The sequence below is a fragment of the Stenotrophomonas sp. 86156_Sma genome (genome assembly GCF_056481625.1).
On record NZ_CM151157.1, the window covers coordinates 4,954,140 to 4,973,156 of the forward strand.

9 protein-coding genes and 1 riboswitch are annotated in these 19,017 nt (G+C 66.7%); of the genes, 3 read left to right on the forward strand and 6 right to left on the reverse strand.

Features of this window, described 5'->3' with window-relative positions:
• Positions 1–114 precede the first annotated feature (114 nt).
• Both ACZK33_RS22940 and ACZK33_RS22945 read right to left on the reverse strand, forming a co-directional pair.
• The gene (locus tag ACZK33_RS22940; RefSeq protein WP_132811049.1) at positions 115–1,776 is read right to left on the reverse strand and encodes an MFS transporter; all 1,662 of its coding nucleotides are present in this window, start codon (positions 1,774–1,776) and stop codon (positions 115–117) included.
• Between the two features lie 160 nt (positions 1,777–1,936).
• A complete protein-coding gene (locus ACZK33_RS22945; RefSeq protein ID WP_123959270.1) occupies positions 1,937–3,364 on the reverse strand; it encodes a DcaP family trimeric outer membrane transporter in 1,428 nt (475 codons plus the stop codon).
• Between the two features lie 245 nt (positions 3,365–3,609).
• On the opposite strand from ACZK33_RS22945, the gene acs reads away from it, so the two are divergent.
• From acs to ACZK33_RS22960, 3 genes are all read left to right on the forward strand, one after another.
• Positions 3,610–5,553, forward strand: a complete 1,944-nt coding sequence (acs, locus tag ACZK33_RS22950; RefSeq protein ID WP_423174570.1) for an acetate--CoA ligase — start codon at positions 3,610–3,612, stop codon at positions 5,551–5,553.
• 121 nt (positions 5,554–5,674) lie between these two features.
• Positions 5,675–6,340: a response regulator transcription factor gene (locus ACZK33_RS22955; protein ID WP_006477308.1), complete on the forward strand. Its 666-nt coding sequence runs from the start codon at positions 5,675–5,677 to the stop codon at positions 6,338–6,340.
• A 233-nt stretch (positions 6,341–6,573) separates the two neighbouring features.
• Positions 6,574–6,663, forward strand: a riboswitch (yybP-ykoY riboswitch).
• A gap of 88 nt (positions 6,664–6,751) precedes the next feature.
• Positions 6,752–7,327: a manganese efflux pump MntP gene (locus tag ACZK33_RS22960; RefSeq protein ID WP_423174571.1), complete on the forward strand. Its 576-nt coding sequence runs from the start codon at positions 6,752–6,754 to the stop codon at positions 7,325–7,327.
• 79 nt (positions 7,328–7,406) lie between these two features.
• Here the strand turns inward: ACZK33_RS22960 and ACZK33_RS22965 are convergent, their stop codons facing one another.
• From ACZK33_RS22965 to ACZK33_RS22980, 4 genes are all read right to left on the reverse strand, one after another.
• The gene (locus ACZK33_RS22965; protein WP_164162414.1) at positions 7,407–10,853 is read right to left on the reverse strand and encodes a hybrid sensor histidine kinase/response regulator; all 3,447 of its coding nucleotides are present in this window, start codon (positions 10,851–10,853) and stop codon (positions 7,407–7,409) included.
• Between the two features lie 172 nt (positions 10,854–11,025).
• On the reverse strand, positions 11,026–13,173 hold the full coding sequence (locus ACZK33_RS22970) for a S46 family peptidase (RefSeq protein ID WP_423174572.1): 2,148 nt from the start codon (positions 13,171–13,173) through the stop codon (positions 11,026–11,028).
• Between the two features lie 171 nt (positions 13,174–13,344).
• Complete coding sequence (locus tag ACZK33_RS22975; protein WP_423174573.1) at positions 13,345–17,205, reverse strand: translocation/assembly module TamB domain-containing protein; 3,861 nt, start codon at positions 17,203–17,205, stop codon at positions 13,345–13,347.
• Positions 17,202–18,998: an autotransporter assembly complex protein TamA gene (locus tag ACZK33_RS22980; RefSeq protein ID WP_080291770.1), complete on the reverse strand. Its 1,797-nt coding sequence runs from the start codon at positions 18,996–18,998 to the stop codon at positions 17,202–17,204. The genes ACZK33_RS22975 and ACZK33_RS22980 overlap by 4 nt, the downstream gene beginning before the upstream one ends.
• Positions 18,999–19,017 lie beyond the last annotated feature (19 nt).

Consider the following 19,017-nt stretch of genomic DNA (forward strand, 5'->3'; position numbering starts at 1 on the left):
CCGGCAGACATCGTGTATTTGCCGGCCAGCGGCCGGCACTACCAAAAAGAGGGCCGCGGTCTGCACCGCGGCCCCTGAAACCCGGTGGGTGCCGACCGTTGGTCGGCACGCCGGTTACTTGGTGATATCCACGTCCTTGGTCTCGCGCAGGAACAGGCCGCCGATCACCACCGACATCAGCGCGATGCCGATCGGGTACCACAGGCCGTAGTACAGGTTGCCGGTACCGGCCACCAGCGCGAACGAGATCGCCGGCAGGAAGCCACCGAACCAGCCGTTGCCGATGTGGTACGGCAGCGACATCGAGGTGTAGCGGATACGGGTCGGGAACAGTTCGACCAGGTAGGCGGCGATCGGGCCGTAGACCATGGTCACGTACAGCACCAGCAGCCACAGCATGAAGATCGTGCCGGCGTAGTTGATGCGCGACCCATCAGCCTTGGCCGGGTAGCCCGCGGTGGTCAGTGCCCCCTTCAGCCCGGCACCGAAGGCATCGGCCTTGGCCTTGCCTTCTTCCTTGGTCAGGCCCGCGCCTTCATACGAGGTGACCTGGCTGCTGCCCACGCTCACCATGGCCAGCGAACCTGCAGCAGCCGGCTGCACGTCGTACGGCACGCCGGCCTTGGTCAGCGCAGCGGTGGCGATATCGCAGGAGCTGGTGAACTTGCGCACGGCGACCGGATCGAACTGGAACGAGCAGGTGTTCGGATCGGCAATGACCAGGGCCGGCGAGTTGGTACGGGCTTCCTCGATGGCCGGGTTGGCGAAGTGGGTCAGGCCCTTGAAGATCGGGATGTAGGTGACGGCGGCCAGCAGGCAGCCGGCGAGGATGATCTTCTTGCGGCCGATACGGTCGGACAGCCAGCCGAAGAAGATGAAGAACGGCACGCCCAGCGCCAGCGCGGCCGCGATCAGCAGGTAGGACGTGGTGGCATCGACCTTCAGCATGCTGCTCAGGAAGAACAGCGCGTAGAACTGGCCGCCGTACCAGACCACGGCCTGGCCGGCTGCGGCACCCAGCAGGACCAGCAGCATCAGCTTCAGGTTGCCGCCCTTCAGGCTGTCACGGAACGGGGTCTTGGAGCCCTTGCCTTCGGCCTTCATCTGCTGGAACAGCGGCGATTCGCTCAGCTGCAGGCGGATCCACACCGACACGCCCAGCAGCACGATCGAGACCAGGAACGGAATGCGCCAGCCCCAGGCTTCGAAGGCTTCGTTGCCGAGGAAGTAGCGGCACGCCAGGATGATCAGCAGCGACATGAACAGGCCGAGCGTGGCGGTGCACTGGATGAAGCTGGTGTACAGGCCGCGCTTGTCGTCCGGCGCATGCTCGGCCACGTAGGTGGCGGCACCGCCGTACTCACCGCCCATCGCCAGGCCCTGGGCCAGGCGCAGGATGATCAGGATCACCGGAGCGGCGAAACCGATCGAAGCGTAGTTGGGCAGCACGCCGACCAGGAAGGTCGAGATGCCCATGATCAGGATGGTGACCAGGAAGGTGTACTTGCGGCCGATGCGGTCGCCGAGGCTGCCGAAGAAGGCTGCGCCGAACGGACGCACGAAGAAGCCGGCAGCGAACGCCAGCAGGGCGAAGATCATGCCTGTGGTTTCATTGACGCCACTGAAGAACTGCTTGGCGATGATGGCCGCGAGCGAGCCGTACAGGAAGAAGTCATACCACTCGAAGACCGTACCGAGGCTCGAGGCGAAGATTACCTTCTTGTGGCCCTTGGTCAGGGTGCCCGCTTTATGGGCGGTGCTGGGTGTACTGGACATGGGACGCTTCCCCTCCGAAGCAAACGTTGTTGGTGGGTGCCGAACGTTAGTCGGCACTCAATTCGGTGGATGCCGACCTTGGCCGGCACCCCATCTCGGTAGATGCCGACCTTGGCCGGCACCCCATCTCGGTAGGTGCCGGCCGCTGGCCGGCACGCTCTTAGAAGCTGTACTTCGTGGTGAACTGCAACCGGGTGATGTCACCCTTGTTGCCGTTCTCCACTTCGCGACGGCCGTACATCAGTTCGGCGCCGATATCGACCTTGGGCAGCGGCGAATAGAAGATGTTGCCGCGGATGCTCTGCACGCTCTTGGTCACCAGCGGGCCGAGGATGCTGTCGTTGTCGTAGTCGCTGCGCGCATAGATCAGGTTGGTGCGCAGCTTCGGCGAGAACGCATGCCGCCAGCCCACGTAACCGGCCAGCACGCCGGTGGGGTTGAGCTCGTCGCGGGCCACGTCGTAGGCGCTGTCGGCGGTGATGCCCAGGCCGATGTAGCGGGCGATGCCTTCGCCGCCGGTCAGCTGGTAGTGCAGCGAATCGCTGTCACCCATCACCCACTTGCCGCCCAGTGTCAGGCCGCCAGCCACCTTGTCGGCCTTGGCGCCGGTGGCCTGGTTGTCCACCTTCAACTGGCGGACGATGCCGCCGACACCGAAGGTGCCCCAGTCACCCTTCCAGCCATAGCGCAGGGTCAGGTCGGGCAGGCTGCCACGGTCGGAGTTGGCGCTGGTGTTGGTCCAGGCGCCGGTGACCGGGTTGCGGGTACCGGTAAGGGTGGTGGTTTCCGGGTTTTCCAGCGCGACGCTGAAGCCACCCTGGGTGTAGCGCACCTGGGCCTGGCGCACGAAGATCACGCCGTCGGTGGGGCCGACGAAGTCGACCGCTTCCGGCAGCGACGCCGCATCCATGAAGTTGGACCAGGTCTGGCCGGCCATCCAGTTGTTCCAGTACATGTAGGCGTGGCGCAGGGTCACACCGTAGGTATTGGTGGCGGTCTGGTTGCCCAGCGAGTTGCCGAAGAAGTCCATCTCGAAGAACGCACCGGCCTTGTTGCCCGACTCGCTCACGTTGTCGATGCCCAGGTTGAAGCGCGAGAACTTGGCGTGGGCATTGAAGTCGGTGCCCGAACGCTTGCCGCTGCCGCCGGCGCCTTCCACCGGGGTCTGGCCCGGCAGGTACAGCGAGCGGCCGGTGGCGTCGTCGGCCAGCTGGCCATCGCTGGTCTGGGTGGCCAGGAAGTCGGCCTTGATGAAGCCGCCGATCTTGACCGTGGTACCCGGCGCGGCGCCCGGGGTGATGGTGGTGACCTGGATGGGCTGCTTGCCGGCCGGCACCGAAGCAACCGGCTTCTGCCCGGCCTGCACCGTGCGCACTTCGGTCACCGCCTGCTGGGTCTGGCTGATCTGGGTCTGTTGTTGTTGCTGCGAAGACAGCAGCAGCTGGACCTGGCGTTCCAGTTCGGCAACGCGTGCTTCCAGTGCCTTCTCTTTGGCGGTCTCAGCGAACGCCATGCCCGGTGCGACCAGGGCGACCAACAGGCAGGCCGCCAAAGGTGTGCGCACGGCTTTCAACGTACGGTGGCTCATGTTGCCCTCTCTCCCAAGTGGCAAGGTGATGCCGCGCGTGGGGCACGGTCGAGCCGAGACTGCGGGGCGATTATGTATAGCGGCTATTCGCCATTGGTCGAACCCGGCCCTGCTGGGCGCTCACTTTCGACCATGGTCTAACCAGAGTGGTGACGCGGCCGGGGGTGGATGGGGCAAACTGAAGGGGATCGGTCGCTGCGATGCTGCGACCGCACATACAAAGTCAACGTGCAAGTGAGGGTGCCATGGCTGATATCTACCCCGTCGATCCGCAGTTCGCCGCCAAGGCACGCATCGACAAGACGTCGTACGAACAGCAGTACCAGGCGTCGGTGACCGACCCGGATGGTTTCTGGGGCAAGGCCGCCGAGCGCCTGCAATGGATGCGCAAGCCGACCAGGATCAAGAACGTCAGCTACGACCTGTCCGACTTCCACATCAAGTGGTTCGAAGATGGCGAGCTCAATGCCAGCGTGAACTGCCTGGATCGCCAGCTGGAAACGCGCGGCGACAAGACCGCCCTGCTGTTCGAGCCGGACGGCCCGGATGCACCGGCCCAGCATGTGACCTATCGCGAGCTGTACGAGCGCACCTGCCGCCTCGGCAATGCGCTGCGCAACCTCGGGGTCAAGAAGGGCGACCGCGTCACCATCTACCTGCCGATGATCGTCGACGCCGCCGTGGCCATGCTGGCCTGCGCACGCATCGGTGCGATCCACTCGGTGGTGTTCGGTGGCTTCGCGCCGAATTCGATCGCCGACCGCGTCAGCGACTGCCAGAGCAAGCTGATCATCACCGCCGACGAAGGCTTGCGCGGTGGCCGCAGGATTCCGCTGAAGGCCAACGTCGATGCCGCGCTGAAGCTGCCGGGCACGAACACGGTTGAAACCGTGCTGGTGGTGCGCCACACCGGCGGCGCGGTGGACATGCAGGCCCCGCGCGACCGCTGGTTCCACGATGTGGTGGACAGCCAGCCGTCCACCTGCGAACCGGAACGCATGAACGCGGAAGACCCGCTGTTCATCCTCTACACCTCCGGCTCCACCGGCAAGCCGAAGGGCGTGCTGCACACCACCGGCGGCTACCTGCTGTACGCGGCCTACACCCATGAAGCGGTGTTCGACCTGCGCGAGGACGACATCTACTGGTGTACCGCCGACGTGGGCTGGGTCACCGGCCACAGCTACATCGTGTACGGGCCACTGGCCAACGGCGCGACCTCGCTGATGTTCGAAGGCGTGCCGAACTATCCGGACACCTCGCGCTTCTGGAACGTCATCGACAAGCACAAGGTGAGCATCTTCTACACCGCCCCGACCGCCATCCGTGCGCTGATGCGCGAAGGCGAGGAGCCGGTGAAGAAGACCTCGCGCGCGTCGCTGCGCCTGCTTGGCAGCGTCGGCGAACCGATCAACCCGGAAGCCTGGCGCTGGTACTACGAAGTGGTTGGCGACAGCCGTTGCCCGATCGTCGATACCTGGTGGCAGACCGAAACCGGCGGCATCCTGATCTCGCCGCTGGCGGGTGCGATGGACCTCAAGCCGGGGTCGGCCACCCTGCCCTTCTTTGGCGTGCAGCCGGCGCTGGTCAACGCCGATGGCGAGATCCAGGACGGCCCGACCGAGGGCAACCTGATCATCCGTGATTCCTGGCCGGGCCAGATGCGCACGGTGTACGGCGACCACCAGCGTTTCATCGATACCTATTTCCGCACCTACCCGGGCAGCTACTTCACCGGTGACGGTTGCCGCCGCGACGAAGACGGCTATTACTGGATCACCGGCCGCGTCGACGACGTGATCAATGTGTCCGGCCATCGCATCGGCACCGCCGAAGTGGAAAGCGCGCTGGTCTCGCATCCGAAGGTGGCCGAAGCGGCGGTCGTGGGCTTCCCGCACGACGTCAAGGGCCAGGGCATCTACGCCTACGTCACCCTGGTGGCCGAAGAGGCCCCGAGCGATGAGCTGCACAAGGAGCTGATCGCCTGGGTGCGCAAGGAGATCGGGCCGATCGCCACACCGGACCACCTGCAGTGGGCACCGGGCCTGCCGAAGACCCGCTCGGGCAAGATCATGCGCCGCATCCTGCGCAAGATTGCCGAAAACGCGCCGGACCAGCTCGGCGACACCTCGACCCTGGCCGATCCGTCGGTGGTGGCGTCGCTGGTGGACGAGCGCAAGGTGCGCTGATGGCGTGACCGCAGGCGCAGGACGCGCCAGGGACGTGGCCGGGAGGAGGGACCCGGCCGTGTCCGACCCGTCCTGCACCTGCCATCACGTCGCTCTTTTTCCTGATCGATAAGCTCGACCAATGACCACCCTCCTGATTGCCGATGACCACCCGCTGTTCCGCGAAGCCCTGCGTGGGGCGGTACAGCGGGTCATCCCCGGCGTGCAGCTGTTCGAAGCCGACAGCGTGGAAGCGCTGTATGCGCTGGCCGACCAGCACAACGACGCCGACCTGGTCCTGATGGACCTCAACATGCCCGGTGCGCAGGGTTTCAACGCGCTGGTGCACATGCGCTCGCTGCATCCGCACCTGCCGGTGGTCGTGGTGTCCGCGCGCGAAGAAGCCACGGTGATGCGCCGCGCGCTCGACCACGGCGCGCTGGGCTTCATTCCGAAGTCTGCGGATTCGGACACCATCGGCCACGCACTGGGCACCATCCTCGATGGTGAGACCTGGGCGCCGCCGGAAGCGCACAACGTGCCGCCCACCGGCAGCGAGGAACGTGAAGTCGGCCAGCGCCTGCGCGAGCTGACCCCGCAGCAGTTCCGCGTGCTGCAGATGCTGGGCGCCGGCCGCTTGAACAAGCAGATCGCCTACGATCTCAACGTCTCTGAAGCGACGATCAAGGCCCACGTCACCGCCATCCTGCGCAAGCTGGGCGTGACCAACCGCACCCAGGCCGTGCTGATGGCCGGCAAGCTGGCGATCGACGACGACGCCATCGTGCTGCCGCCGGAAGAAGACTGAAGGTAGTGCCGGCCGCTGGCCGGCAATCCCCTGAAACGCGCGACATCATCTGAACCCGCATTGGTAGGTGCCAAGCTTGCTTGGCACGCTTTTGACGTTGCACCTGCCGGCCAGCGGCCGGCACTACCCGGCACCGCTGCGCTCACGATATAGCCATCGCTATACAAACCAGCCCTGCCTGCGCGTTTCGCTGGAAATGCACCACGCGCGAATCGCGATGCTAAGCTTCGCGTCCCCTTGGGGAGTAGCCGGATTCCTTCGCAGGAATCGTCCACGTCAACATACTCGGCCAGTGCGCCGTGGCGTGGACAACCATGATGGTTGGCGAGACCAGCGGCCCGCGCGCGCAACGTCAGGTTGGGCGCGAGCGCGAGCCGTGCGTCCGTCCTTGCCCGACCTCAGCCGCTGTCCATGTCCCCCATTTCGATCCTCCTGATCGGCTTCGCCATGTCCACCGATGCCTTTGCCGCCGCAATCGGCAAGGGTGCGGCCATGCGCAAGCCGGTGTTCCGCGATGCACTGCGTGCCGGCATCATCTTCGGCGTCATCGAGGCGATCACGCCCATCATCGGCTGGCTGCTCGGCCGCGCCGCGCTGCAGTACGTCGAAGCCTTCGACCACTGGATCGCCTTCGGCCTGCTCGGCGCGCTGGGCATCCACATGATCTACAACGGCCTGCGCCCGGACCGTGCCGAGGACGACGAAGACCCCTCGCAGCATCACGGCTTCTGGAAGCTGGCGCTGACCGGTTTCGCCACCAGCATCGATGCGATGGCGGTGGGTATCGGCCTGGCCTTCATGGACGTGCATATCGGCGTGATGGCAGCGGTCATCGGCCTGTGCACGCTGACCATGGTCACTGTCGGCATCATGCTCGGCCGCGTGCTGGGCAGCATGGTCGGCAAGCGTGCCGAGATCATCGGCGGCGTGATCCTGGTGATCATCGGCGCGACGATCCTGTACGAACACCTGCACGGCCTGGGGTAAAACGCCGAGAGCGAGCGATTGCGTGGTTGCCGGCCAGCGGCCGGCACTACCTGACGTCACATCCACGCATGGCGTGGATCTACTGCGCATCGCGCAGCGCGCCCAGGAAGGCGCGCAGCGAGGCCGGCTTGATCGGCTTGGTCAGCACGCGGTAGCCGCGTTCGCGCGCCATCCGCTTCAGCTCGTCGCGGCCATCGGCGGTCAGCAGTGCGCCCGGCAGCGGGTAACCGGCCGCCTCGCGCAGCGCTACCAGCGCATCCAGGCCGTCCATGCGGTCGTGCAGGTGGTAATCCACCAGCATCACCTGCGGGCGCTCGGCGATCTTCTCCAGCGCCTGGTCGACGGTGGCCGCGGTGATCACCTGCACCTGCCAACGGCCCAGCAGTGCGCGCATGCCGTCGAGGATCTCCTCGTCGTTGTCCACGCACAGCACACGCAGGCCCGCCAGCGAATCGCTGCGTACTGGCGCGGCGACGGTCTGTGCGGGTGTGGCCAGCTCGGTGTAGCCCGGCAGCGGCGCCACCCGCGGCAGGATGATCGAGAACATCGAGCCCTTGCCGACCCGGCTGCGTGCGTTCAACCGATGGTCGAGCAGGCGCGAGATGCGCTGGCAGATCGACAGGCCCAGGCCCAACCCCTGTTCGCCCCAGTCGAATGGTTGCTGGTAGCGGTGGAACTCGTCGAAGATCTGACGCATATGGTGCTCGGGAATGCCGGGGCCGGTATCCCACACCTGCAGTTCCACTTCATCGCCGCGTTGGCGCACGGCCAGCACGATGCGGCCCTGGCGGGTGTAGCGCAGCGCATTGGCCAGGAAGTTCTGCAGCACGCGGCGCAGCAGGCGGCGGTCACTGCGCACCCATGCCGGGCGCGCGAACAGGTCCAGGCGCAGGCCACGGCCGGCGGCGACGGGAGTGTACTGCGCGGCCAGTTCGCGCATCAATGCGCTCACGTCGAACTCGCCGATCACCGGATGCAGGCCGCCGGCATCCAGCCGCGACACATCCAGCAGGCCATCGAGCAGCTCTTCGGCCGCACGCAACGAAGCGTCCACACGCTCGGCCAGATGCTTCTGCTCGTCACTCACGTGATCACTGTCGCGCAGTGCCGAGGCGAACAGGCGCGCCGCGTTCAACGGCTGCAGCACGTCGTGGCTGATCGCCGCCAGGAAACGGGTCTTCGATTGCTGCGCGACCTCAGCCTCATGCGAGCGCTCGGCCACGCGCTGCTCCAGCGTCTCATTGGCTTCCAGCAGCGCCTTTTCCGCATGCTTGTAGTCGGTGATGTCGTTGTAGCTGGTCACGTAGCCGCCACCGGGCAGTGCCTGGCCGCGCATCTCGATCACCTTGCCGTCGCTGCGGGTGCGCTCGAACACGTGCGGTGAGCCGGCGCGCATGTAGCCGATGCGGCGGTTGATCTGCACTTCGATATCGCCCTCGCCCAGCTCGCCGCGCTCGGCGTTGTAGCGGATCAGGTCGGCCACCGGGCGGCCCACGTAGAGCATGCCGTCGGGGTAGCCGAACATGTCCTGGTAGCGGCGATTCCATGCGGTCAGCCGCATGTCCGGATCGACCACGCTGACCCCGGCGCTGATGTTCTCCAGCGTGGTCGACAGGATCTCGCGGTTGAAGCGCAGTTCCTGTCCCGCTTCGTCCAGCACCGCCACCACTTCACCCAGGTCCATGCCCGAGCCGCGCAGCAGGCTGGTCAGCAGCAGGCGCGCCGATGCCGCACCGATCGAGGCGGCCAGCAGGCGCTCGGTGAACTGCACCCACGGACGGTCGGCAGGTGCCGAGGATTGCAGCTCACGGCCCAGTGACTGCGCCTGTTCGAAGAACGAACGTCGCGCATGGCGTTCACCCACTACGCGCGAAGCCAGCGCCAGCAGATCGCCCACATGCACGTGACCCGGCCAACCACCCGCCACCGACGGGCGCTCGGCATATGGATCGAGGAACGGCGCGGCGCGAAGCCGCTCATCGACACCGGGCCGCCAGCGCGCGGACACCAGCATCATCGTCGCCGCGTTGACCAGCAGCGACCAGAACGTGCCGTGGGTCAGCGGATCCCAGCCGGTCATGCCGAACAGCTGCTGCGGGCGCAGCCACTCGATGCCGAACGGGCCGTGCTGCACCCAGCCAGCATCGACCCAGCCGGCCATCGTCATCGCCGGCAGCAGCAGGGTGTACAGCCAGGTGGCAAAGCCGAGCAGCATGCCCACCTCGACGCCGCGCCGGCTGGCACCGCGCCAGTACAGGCCGCCGATCAGGCCCGGCGCAAACTGCGCCACCGCTGCGAACGCCATCAGGCCATACGAGGCCAGCGTGCTGTCGTTGCTGCTGGTGCGGTAGTAGCTGTAGGCCATCAGCGCCAGCAGCAGGATCGCCAGGCGGCGGATCCACAGCACGCGCGAGGCGACGTCGGCGGCCTCCTGGTGGTCACCGCTCCGGCGCAGCAGCACCGGCATCACCAGATCGTTGCTGACCATGGTGGCCAGCGCGATGGACGACACGATCACCATGCCGGTGGCCGCCGAGAAGCCGCCCACATAGGCGATCAACGCCAGCGCATTGCGGCCTTCGGCCAGCGGCAGGGCCAGCACCATCGAGTCGTCGGCGACGCTGCCGCCGGTACCGAACAGGGTCACGCCGGCGGTGGCGATCGGCAGCACCATGCCCGAGATCAGTACCAGGTAGCCGCCGAACATCCAGCGCGCGCGGCGCACATCGCGCACGTCACCGCACTCGACCACGGCCACGTGGAACTGGCGCGGCAGGCAGATGATGGCGAGGAAGCTGAGCAGGGTCTGCGAGATGAAGCCCACCGGCGGCAGACCGGTGAACAGCGTATGCACCGATTCAACCACCGCGTCGGTGCGGTTGCTCAGCCACAGGTAGGCGAACACGCCCACGGCCAGCATCGCCAACAGCTTGATCACCGATTCGAAGGCGATCGCCAGCATCATGCCGTGATGGTGTTCGGTGGCATCGACCTGGCGGGTACCGAACAGGGTGGCGAACAACGCCATCAGCAGCGCCACGTACAGCGCGGGATCGGTGAAGAAGCCAGTGGGGCCGGTGTTGCCGGTCAGTACCTGCAGGCTCATCGCCACTGCTTTGTACTGCAGGGCCAGGTACGGAATGATGCCGATCAGCGCGATGATCGCCACCAGCGCCGCCAGCCGCCGCGAGCGGCCGAAGCGCGAAGAGATGAAGTCGGCGATGGACACCACGTTCTGGCTGCGTGCGATCAGCGCCAGGCGCTCGATGATGCGCCAGCCGAACAACAGCAGCAGCAGCGGGCCGATGTAGATCGGCAGGTAGCCCACGCCGTTGCGCACGGCGGTGCCGACCGCGCCGTAGAACGTCCACGACGAGCAGTACACGGCCAGTGCCAGGCTGTAGACCACCGGCCGCAGCCACGGCCGGTCGGGGTACATCGGCCGACGGTCACCCCACCACGCCACGCCGAACAGCAGCGCGGCATAGGCAACCGAGACCAGCAGCAGGATCCAGCTGGAGACCACGCGCGCGTTTCCGTCAGGACAGGGGCCAGTAGATCACGACCGTTGGTCGTGAGGGTAGGTCACGACGGTGGGTCATGGCGGTGGGTCACGACCGTTGGTCGTGACGGAGGCATCCATGCCCACCAACGGTGGGCACCCACCAAAGGAGGTGGGCACCCACCAGGAACCGGCCTTATTCCGCCGGCACGCCCATTTCCTTCAGCAGTTCCGGCGCCGGGTAGACCTTGGCCAGCAGCCAGCGCAGGTAGCGCATGTCCACGTGCACGGCGCGCTTGTAGCGCGGGTCGAACCACCAGCTGGCGCTGACCGATTCCCAGTTGCTGTCGAAATTCAGGCCGATCAGTTCGCCCTTGGCGTTGAGCACCGGCGAGCCGGAGTTGCCGCCGGTAGTATCCAGGTTGGTCAGGAAGTTGACCGTCTGGGTCTTCAGCGCCGGGTCGGCGGTGCTGCCGAAGTCACCCTTGGCGATCGCGGCCAGCAGCGGCTTGGGCGCATCGAACGGATAGGCGTTGGTGTTCTTCTCGACGATGCCGGCCACGGTGGTCACCGGCGCGTAGGTCACGCCGTCGCGCGGATGCAGCGCTTCGACCTTGCCGTAGCTGATGCGCAGGGTGCGGTTGGCATCCGGGTACACCGCGCGGCCCTGCTTGGCACGCCAGGCGAATAGCGCCTGCATGTAGGCCGGGCGCAGGCGCAGCTGCTCGCCTTCGCGGGTCTTGCTTTCGTTCTCGATGCGCAGCTGCGCGGCCACCAGCGGGCCGGCCACGGCGATCAGCGGATCGGCAGCCAGCGCCTTGCCTTCGCGCGCAGCAGCGAAACGGGACAGGCGCTGTGCCTCCTCACCCAGCTGGGTGCCGGCGTACAGGGTGTCCAGTGCCTTCGCCAGCTGCTCCGGGGTACGGCCGAAGGCCGTATCGAACTCGGCCACGCGCTGCGCGTCCGGCAGCTGCTGGTAACGGGTCAGCAGGGTGGTCAGCAGCGCCTTCTCGACCTCCGGCGCGTAGCGGCGCTGGACCTGCTTGAGCACGCCTTCGATCATCGCCTGGTCGCGCTGCTGGAAACCACTCTCGCGCTGCGCGTCCGGCTTGGCGGATTCGATACGCAGGCGTTCCAGCAGCAGCGCCGAGCGCAGCAGCTGGCTCTGTGCGGCCATCTGGTCCAGCAGCAGGTCACGCTCGCCCACCGCCGCGCCCTGCGACAGGTTGGTCAGCAGCGCCTTGATATCGCCCTGGTACTTGCGGTCGGTGGCAGCCAGCATCGCCGTCTCGTCGGCGGCACGCTGGGCCTTGGCGTCGCTGCGCAGCAGGCCTTCCAGCTCACCGGCGGCGCGCTTGCGGTTGTTCTTCAGCGACTGCAGCTGCGAGGCGTAGCGGGTGCGCGCCTGCGCGTCCTTGGCACTGGCGGCCTCGATGGTGTCAATCATCTGCTGGAACACCGATACGCGGCGCGGCAGCACGGTATCGATCTGGCCAGCGAATTCGGCCGCGGTACGGTGGCGATAGGTGATGCCCGGGTAACCGGCCAGCATCGCGTAGTCACCTTCCTTCGGACCTTCCACCGACATCTGCAGGTGCGCCGGCGCCTGGTAGGGCACGTTGTCCTTGCTGTACGCGGCCGGCTTGCCGTCCTTGCCGACATAGGCGCGCAGCAGGGTGAAGTCGCCGGTGTGGCGCGGCCACATGAAGTTGTCGATCTCATCGCCGTAGTTGCCGATCGCACGCGGCGGCGCATACACCAGGCGCACGTCGCTCAGCTCCAGCTGGGCAATGCGGTAGAAATCGGTGCCGTAGTACATGTTGGCCACCGAGCAGCGCACGCTGCCGTCCTTCTCGCACTCGGCCACGATCTGCTTGCTGGCCGCATCCACGGCATCGAAGTAGGCACGGCCGGTCTTGCCACGCGCCTGCGCCAGCACCTGGTCGGTCACCTTGTCGAAGCCGACGGTGACCAGCACGCGGAAGTCCGGGTTGGCCGGGCGCTCGTCGGCGCGGTCCCTGGCGATGAAGCCACCATTGATCAGGTCGTGCTCGGGCGAGCTGTTGTACTGGATCACGCCCATCGCCACGTGGTGGTTGGTCAGCAGCAGGCCGTCCGACGATACGAACGAGCCGGTGCCGCCACCGGCACGCACCACCGCGCTCAGCGGCGGTGCGGTGACATTGGCCAGGTCGGCCGGATTGCCCTTGAAGCCTGCGGCCTGCAGCGGCTTGGCCAGCTCCGGCAGCTGGGTCGGCATCCACATGCCTTCATCGGCGTGGGCGCCGGCGGCGAGGGTCAGGCCCAGGGCCAGGGCAGTGGGAAGGGCTTTGCGTGGTGACATGGGGCAATCCGGTACGACAGAACAGCCCGGGACCATAGCCGCTGGGGGCGGATGGGGCAACGGCCGATGGTTGGGGGCGTCGTGCACTGTAGTGCCGGCCGCTGGCCGGCAAGCCACGCAACTCGGGAGATACGGTGCAGTTGCCGGCCAGCGGCCGGCACTACCGCATCGTTACTTCTCCCGCCGCCAGTTGATCGACCCACGGTTTTCCACCGTGCTCGATTCCACTTCCACATCGAAGCCGCGACGCAGCAGGTACTTCAGCGTGATCACCGAACCGGCACCGACCAGCGACACGCCGTAGCCGACGTACAGCTTGGGCGAGATGTACTTGCCAACGCCGATCACCGAGCCACCCAGCGCGCGCGACTGGCTCACGCCGGCATCGTCCAGGCCCAGCTTGGCACCCAGCTGCGAGGCCAGCAGGCCGCTGCCGGCCGACAATGCCGCCGAGGCCGCATTGACCTGCTGCGTCTGGTCGCTGCTGGCGCCGGTCAGGCTGCGTCCCAGCACCAGATAAGCCAGGGCTTCGGACTGCGACATCGCCGGATCGGACCACACGTCCGCACGCGGCTGCTGCGCACGCCCGGTCACGTCGATACCAGCAGTGACATCACCGATCCGGCGCTCGGCACGGATGTTGATGCGCGGGTCGGACACCGCGTTGTAGTTCCAGGTGAGGTTGCCGCGGGTGATGGTCAGGTCCTGCCCGTACGCCTTGTAGCGGCCACTCACTTCCAGCCCACCATTGGCGGTCATTTCGCGGCCAGGCTTGGCCCAGACCTGCATCTTGCCGGTCAGCGCGCCCTTCAGGCCGAAGCCGGTCATCTTCACCTTGTCACCGAGGCTGACCGTCAGCTCCATGTCCAGCGGCGAGGTACGCGACTCTTCCGGATCGGCCGGGTCGAGCACCACCACGTCTTCGGACACCGAGGTGCCGCGGTCCAGGCGCTCCAGATCGATGTCGGCCTCGGGCACGTGCACGGTGCCACGCAGCTCCATCGCGGCCTTGGCCAGGGTGAAGTCGAGGTTGGGATTGGCGACGATGCGCAGCTCGCTGGTGTTGGACAGCAGCACGTTGTCGCCGTGGATCTTCAACTGCAGCGGCTGTGCATCGCCGAACCACGACAGGCCACCATCCACGTACAGCGTGCCCTGGCCGGAGTTGGCCTGCGCGGTGATCTTGGCCGAACCATCGGGCTGGGCCACGAAGCTGCCCTTGCCCTGGTCGAAGGTCAGGCCCAGCGCCGGGAATTCACCCTTGAAGTTGCTCAGCTGCGCGTCACCGCCCAGCGACGGCTGGCCACGCGTACCGCGCAGGCTGACGTGGCCTTCGATCAGGCCGGTCGGTCGCACGATGTCCGGCGAGAACAGCTCCAGCCAGTACAGCCGCGACATGTTGAGGTAGAGCTCGCCGTTCAGCGGTGCGCTGGCTTCCCAGCCGGTCTGCATCCTGGCGTCGACGAAGCCGTTGCCCTGGAAGCCCATGCCCAGGTAGCCCTTGATGCTGGCCGGGGTCATGTCGAGCTTGAGCGAGAACTGGTCGTAGCGCACCAGCTCGCCACGGGTGGTGTCCCCCACGGCATTGCGGTTCTCACCCAGGCGCACGCCGCCTTCCTTCGAGCGCACTTCCACATGGCCTTCCCAGGCGTTGCCGCGCGGGCGGATCTGCGCATCCAGGCTGACATCGCCACGCAGGTAGATGCGACGGCCGGACTGTGGCGGCAACCACGGCTGCACCAGCGCCAGTGGCAGCGCATCACTGCGCACCACCAGGCCTTCGCGCGGCCAGTTGGCCTGTGCGCACAGTGTGCCGTTGCTGGCGGCGGCCAGGCAGGCTTCGCCCAGCGTGTAGGTGCTGCCGTTGATCGCGAACGCCGCCGGTGCACGCAGCGACCAGGCATCGCCCTTCACCGGTGCGATGCGCAGCGCGGCCAGCTCGCCGCGCCACTGCGCGCCCTGCTGGCGCACGCTGCCCTGCAGCTCGATCGCGCCCATCTCGTTGCGGGTCTGCGCGGCCAGGCGCAGGTTGGAGACACTGCCCTGCGCATCCACATTCAAGCGTTCCAGCAGCATGCCGGCATTGACCTGCTGGCCCTGGATCGCCAGCGTGCCGCTGTCGCCACGCCACGGCAGGTGGCCCTTGATGCTCACGCTCTCGGCGCCGTAGCCATCCCAGTTGAGGTTGTTGCCGACCAGGTCGGCGGTGATGTCCGGCGCATCGCGCGGGCCCTTCACCTGTACCTGGCCACGCAGGCCGCCATCGGCGCCCGGCAGCAGGTCACTCAGCTGCAGCGGTTCGAAACGCGCATCGATGTCGAGGCGGTCACCGACCTTGCCCGAAGCGGTCACCCGGCTGCTGCCCAGCGACAGCTTCAGGTCACCCTGGCCCTGCGCGCCCTGCAGCGCGAACTTGCCCTGCGCGTCCAGGTTGCGCTGACGCAGCACGCCCTTCAACGACGGCAGATCGACCGTGGCTTCCAACGTGCCGGCGGTACCCGGCGGTGCGTTTGCCGGCGGCGGCAGCTGGCGGCCCTTGGAGGCCAGGTTGCCGGACAGGCGGCCATTCCAGCCCGGCACGAAATAGCCGGGGTCGAAGTCCTTCAGCGTGGCCTTGGCATCCCAGTCCAGCTGCGGTGCCCACGCCACCTGGCCTTCCACCTGCAGCTGGCCACCCGGGGTCTGCGCCTGCAGCTGGTGGATCGACGCGGCCTGATCGTTGCCGCGCACATCGAAGTGCAGCTGTGCCTTCTGCGCGTCGCGCTCGACCTCGGCGCGGCCGATCGCCGCCCAGGCCTTCAGGGTACCGGCCAGGCCGAAGCGTGCTTCCTTCAAGGTGACCGGCACCGGGGCGCTGCCGGCGGTGTTCGGGTCCGCCGCTGGCACGTAGGTCAGGTCATGTGCGACCACCGAGAAGTTGAGCTTCTGCTGGTCTTCCTGGCTGAAATCAGCCGTGCCCTCCAGGCGGGCTTCGCCACCGAGGCCCTTCACCAGCAGCGGTGAAACCTTCAGCACCTGGTCCTGCAGCGACACCACCGACGGTGCCAGTTCCAATTCCTGATCGCCCTGTTTCACCTTGCCACGCAGGTTGGCGTTGCCGCCCTTGCCGGCGGCGGTGAAGTCCAGTGCCAGCGGCGCGATCGCCGAGCTGGCCAGTGCCGGCGACAGCAGCGCCAGATCCAGCTCGTCACTGCGGATGCTGGCGCTCCAGCTCGGATCGGTGCGGCCATCGAACACCAGCATCGCGTGCAGCGGCTTCGGCGCGCGCCCGGCTACGGCCACTTCCATGTGCGACAGGTCACCGCGGGCGACCAGGCCGACGGTGGCGGCCGTGCGGCCACGCGGCGCCGGCAGCACCGCGGTGACGGTCACATCGGTGTCGTAGTCCTTGGCCGGGATGTAACGACCCTGGGCGGTGAAATTGCCCATGTCGCTGTCCACCACCAGTTTGTGTGCCTGGAACTCGCCATTGGCGATCTCGATGCCGCCGCGCACGCGACTGATGTCGATCACCGGCTCGTTGGCCTGGCTGATGCGGAAGCCGTCGATGGCGATGGCATCGGCCTGGATCGCCAACGGCATTTCGATCTGCGGCAGCGAATCGGGCCACGACGGCAGCTTGAACGGCTCGTCACTCTTGGCCAGGTTCAACGTTGCGTTGGTCAGCTCCAGCTTGTCCAGCAGCAGCTTGCGGCCCAGCAGCGGGCGCAGGTCCGGCTCCAGATGGGCGCGCTCGGCGTGGAAATGGATGTCGTCGTAGCGGAAGTCGACGTTGTACAGGGTCAGCGGACCGGCCACCGGGCCGTCCACCTTGTCCCAGGTGAAGCTGGCGCCCACCGGCAGCCGTGCCACCACCTGCGCCAGCAGCACGTCACGCCCGGCCACGGTCTGCAGCAACCAGTACACCGCCAGCAGGGCCAGCAGCACCAGGCCCAGCACGCCCACACCGGACCAGGCCCAGAAGCGGCGGCGGCGGTAGAAGCGCACGCGCGGCGGCGTGGTCGGGTTCGGAGTGGGTGCGGGCGTACTCACAGGTCCGCTCCGATGTTGAGGTACAGCTGGAACTGCGAATCCGGGTTGTTCAAGCCATGCGCGATATCCACGCGCACCGGGCCCACCGGCGATTTCCAGCGCACGCCGAAGCCGACGCCGGTATGCAGATCGATGGTGTTGTCGAAGGCGCTGCCGGTATCGACGAACACCGCCGCACCCCAGGGGCCACCATTGAAATAGTGCTCGTACTCGGCCGAGCCGATCACCAGGTTCTTGGCGCCCAGCGCGTACTTGTCCGGTGCCGGGGTCCGCGGGCCCACCTCGCGATAGGCATAGCCGCGGATGCTGCGGTCACCACCGGCGAAGTAGCGCAGGCTGGGCGGCATGGCCACCAGATCACTGGTCCAGGTGGTGCCACCCTCGCCGCGCAGGATCAGGCGGTTGCTTTCGCCCACCGGGATGTACCAGCGCAGCACGGCATTGGCCTGCACGAAGCTGGTGTCCGAACCGGCACCCTCAACGCCGGCACGCATCGTCGCAGTACCGCTGATGCCCTTGCGCGGGAACAGTTCGTCATCGACGTTGACGTAGTCGGCGACCATCTGCGGGTACACCAGCGTCGACGTGTTGTAGACCGCGTCGGTGAATTCGGTGCCGGAGGCATAGCGCCAGCGCTCGCGCAGCGCGTTGATCGAGGCGATCGCGGTCCAGTGTTCGTTGATCTCGCCGCTGCGGCTGGCGATCAGCTTGAAGTTGCGCAGGTCGATGTAGTCGGTCTGCTCGTCGTAGGCGCTGGCAGCGAAGGTGTACCAGCCATCAAGCCAGTTGAAGGCCGGAATGCGGTAGCTGGTGACCAGGCTCTTGCGCTTCTGCGCATAGTCCAGCTGCGTGTTCATCTTGTGGCCGCGGTTGTTCAGCCACCGCCGTTCGATGCCACCGCGCACACCCGGGCCACTTTCGCTGCCGTAGCTCAGACCCGCGGTGTAGATGGTGCGCTTGGCACGGGTCAGCTTCACATCCACCGGCACTTCGCCGTTCGCATCGGCCTGGTCGGGCCGCGGCTGGATGTCGATCACGCTGAAGTAGTCCAGCTTGGTCAGCGACTCGCGCAGCCGGTCCAGCTTGCCCTCGTGGAAGTAGCTGCCCTGTTCCCAGTACACCAGCGGATCGAACAGCTTGTCGACGAAGTAGTCCTGCTCGAAACGCACCGGTCCCATGTTGTAGCGGCGGCCGCTGTCCCAGGTCAGGTCGATGTCGGCGGCGTTGTCGGCACGGGTGATCTGCACCTGACGCTGGGTGTAGTCGGCATCGAAATAGCCACGTTCGGCCAGGCGGCGGGTGACGGTGATCTTGCTGGCTTCGTACTGCGTATGTTCGAAACGCTGGCCCTTGCGCGGCTTGAACGCGGCCAGATCGTCCTGCAGGTACTGGTCGTACATCGCCGGTCCGGTGATGTCGATGTGCTCGCGGCGGACGGTCACCGGGGTGCCCTTGTCGACATGGATCAGCACGCGCACGTGCTCGTCCTCGCGCGGCGCCTCGACCTTGATCACCGGGTTGTAGTACCCGAACGGTTCCAGTGCCTGGCGGGTCTGCCGCTCGGCCTGTGACAGCAGGTACTCCAGGCGCGATTCGCCCTGTTCCTTGCCGATCGTGTCGTACAGCGACAGCGATTCCTGGATGTTCTCGATGATTGCGGCGTCGTCGCCCTTGTCCAATCCCTTGATGTCCACCTTGTCGATGGTGCCGCGCGCGTGGGCCACGGAGGTGGCGGCCAGCGACAGGACCATCAGCGGCAGGGCGTATTTCTTTGGCTGCATGCGGCACAGCATACCGACCGAAGGTGACGAT

Excerpts from the sequence above, each read along its gene's own strand:
- ACZK33_RS22980 (WP_080291770.1), bottom strand. The coding sequence starts at position 18,998 with ATGCTGTGCCGCATGCAGCCAAAGAAATACGCCCTGCCGCTGATGGTC.
- acs (WP_423174570.1), top strand. The coding sequence starts at position 3,610 with ATGGCTGATATCTACCCCGTCGATCCGCAGTTCGCCGCCAAGGCACGC.
- ACZK33_RS22970 (WP_423174572.1), bottom strand. The coding sequence starts at position 13,173 with ATGTCACCACGCAAAGCCCTTCCCACTGCCCTGGCCCTGGGCCTGACC.
- ACZK33_RS22940 (WP_132811049.1), bottom strand. The coding sequence starts at position 1,776 with ATGTCCAGTACACCCAGCACCGCCCATAAAGCGGGCACCCTGACCAAG.
- ACZK33_RS22960 (WP_423174571.1), top strand. The coding sequence starts at position 6,752 with ATGTCCCCCATTTCGATCCTCCTGATCGGCTTCGCCATGTCCACCGAT.
- ACZK33_RS22955 (WP_006477308.1), top strand. The coding sequence starts at position 5,675 with ATGACCACCCTCCTGATTGCCGATGACCACCCGCTGTTCCGCGAAGCC.
- ACZK33_RS22945 (WP_123959270.1), bottom strand. The coding sequence starts at position 3,364 with ATGAGCCACCGTACGTTGAAAGCCGTGCGCACACCTTTGGCGGCCTGC.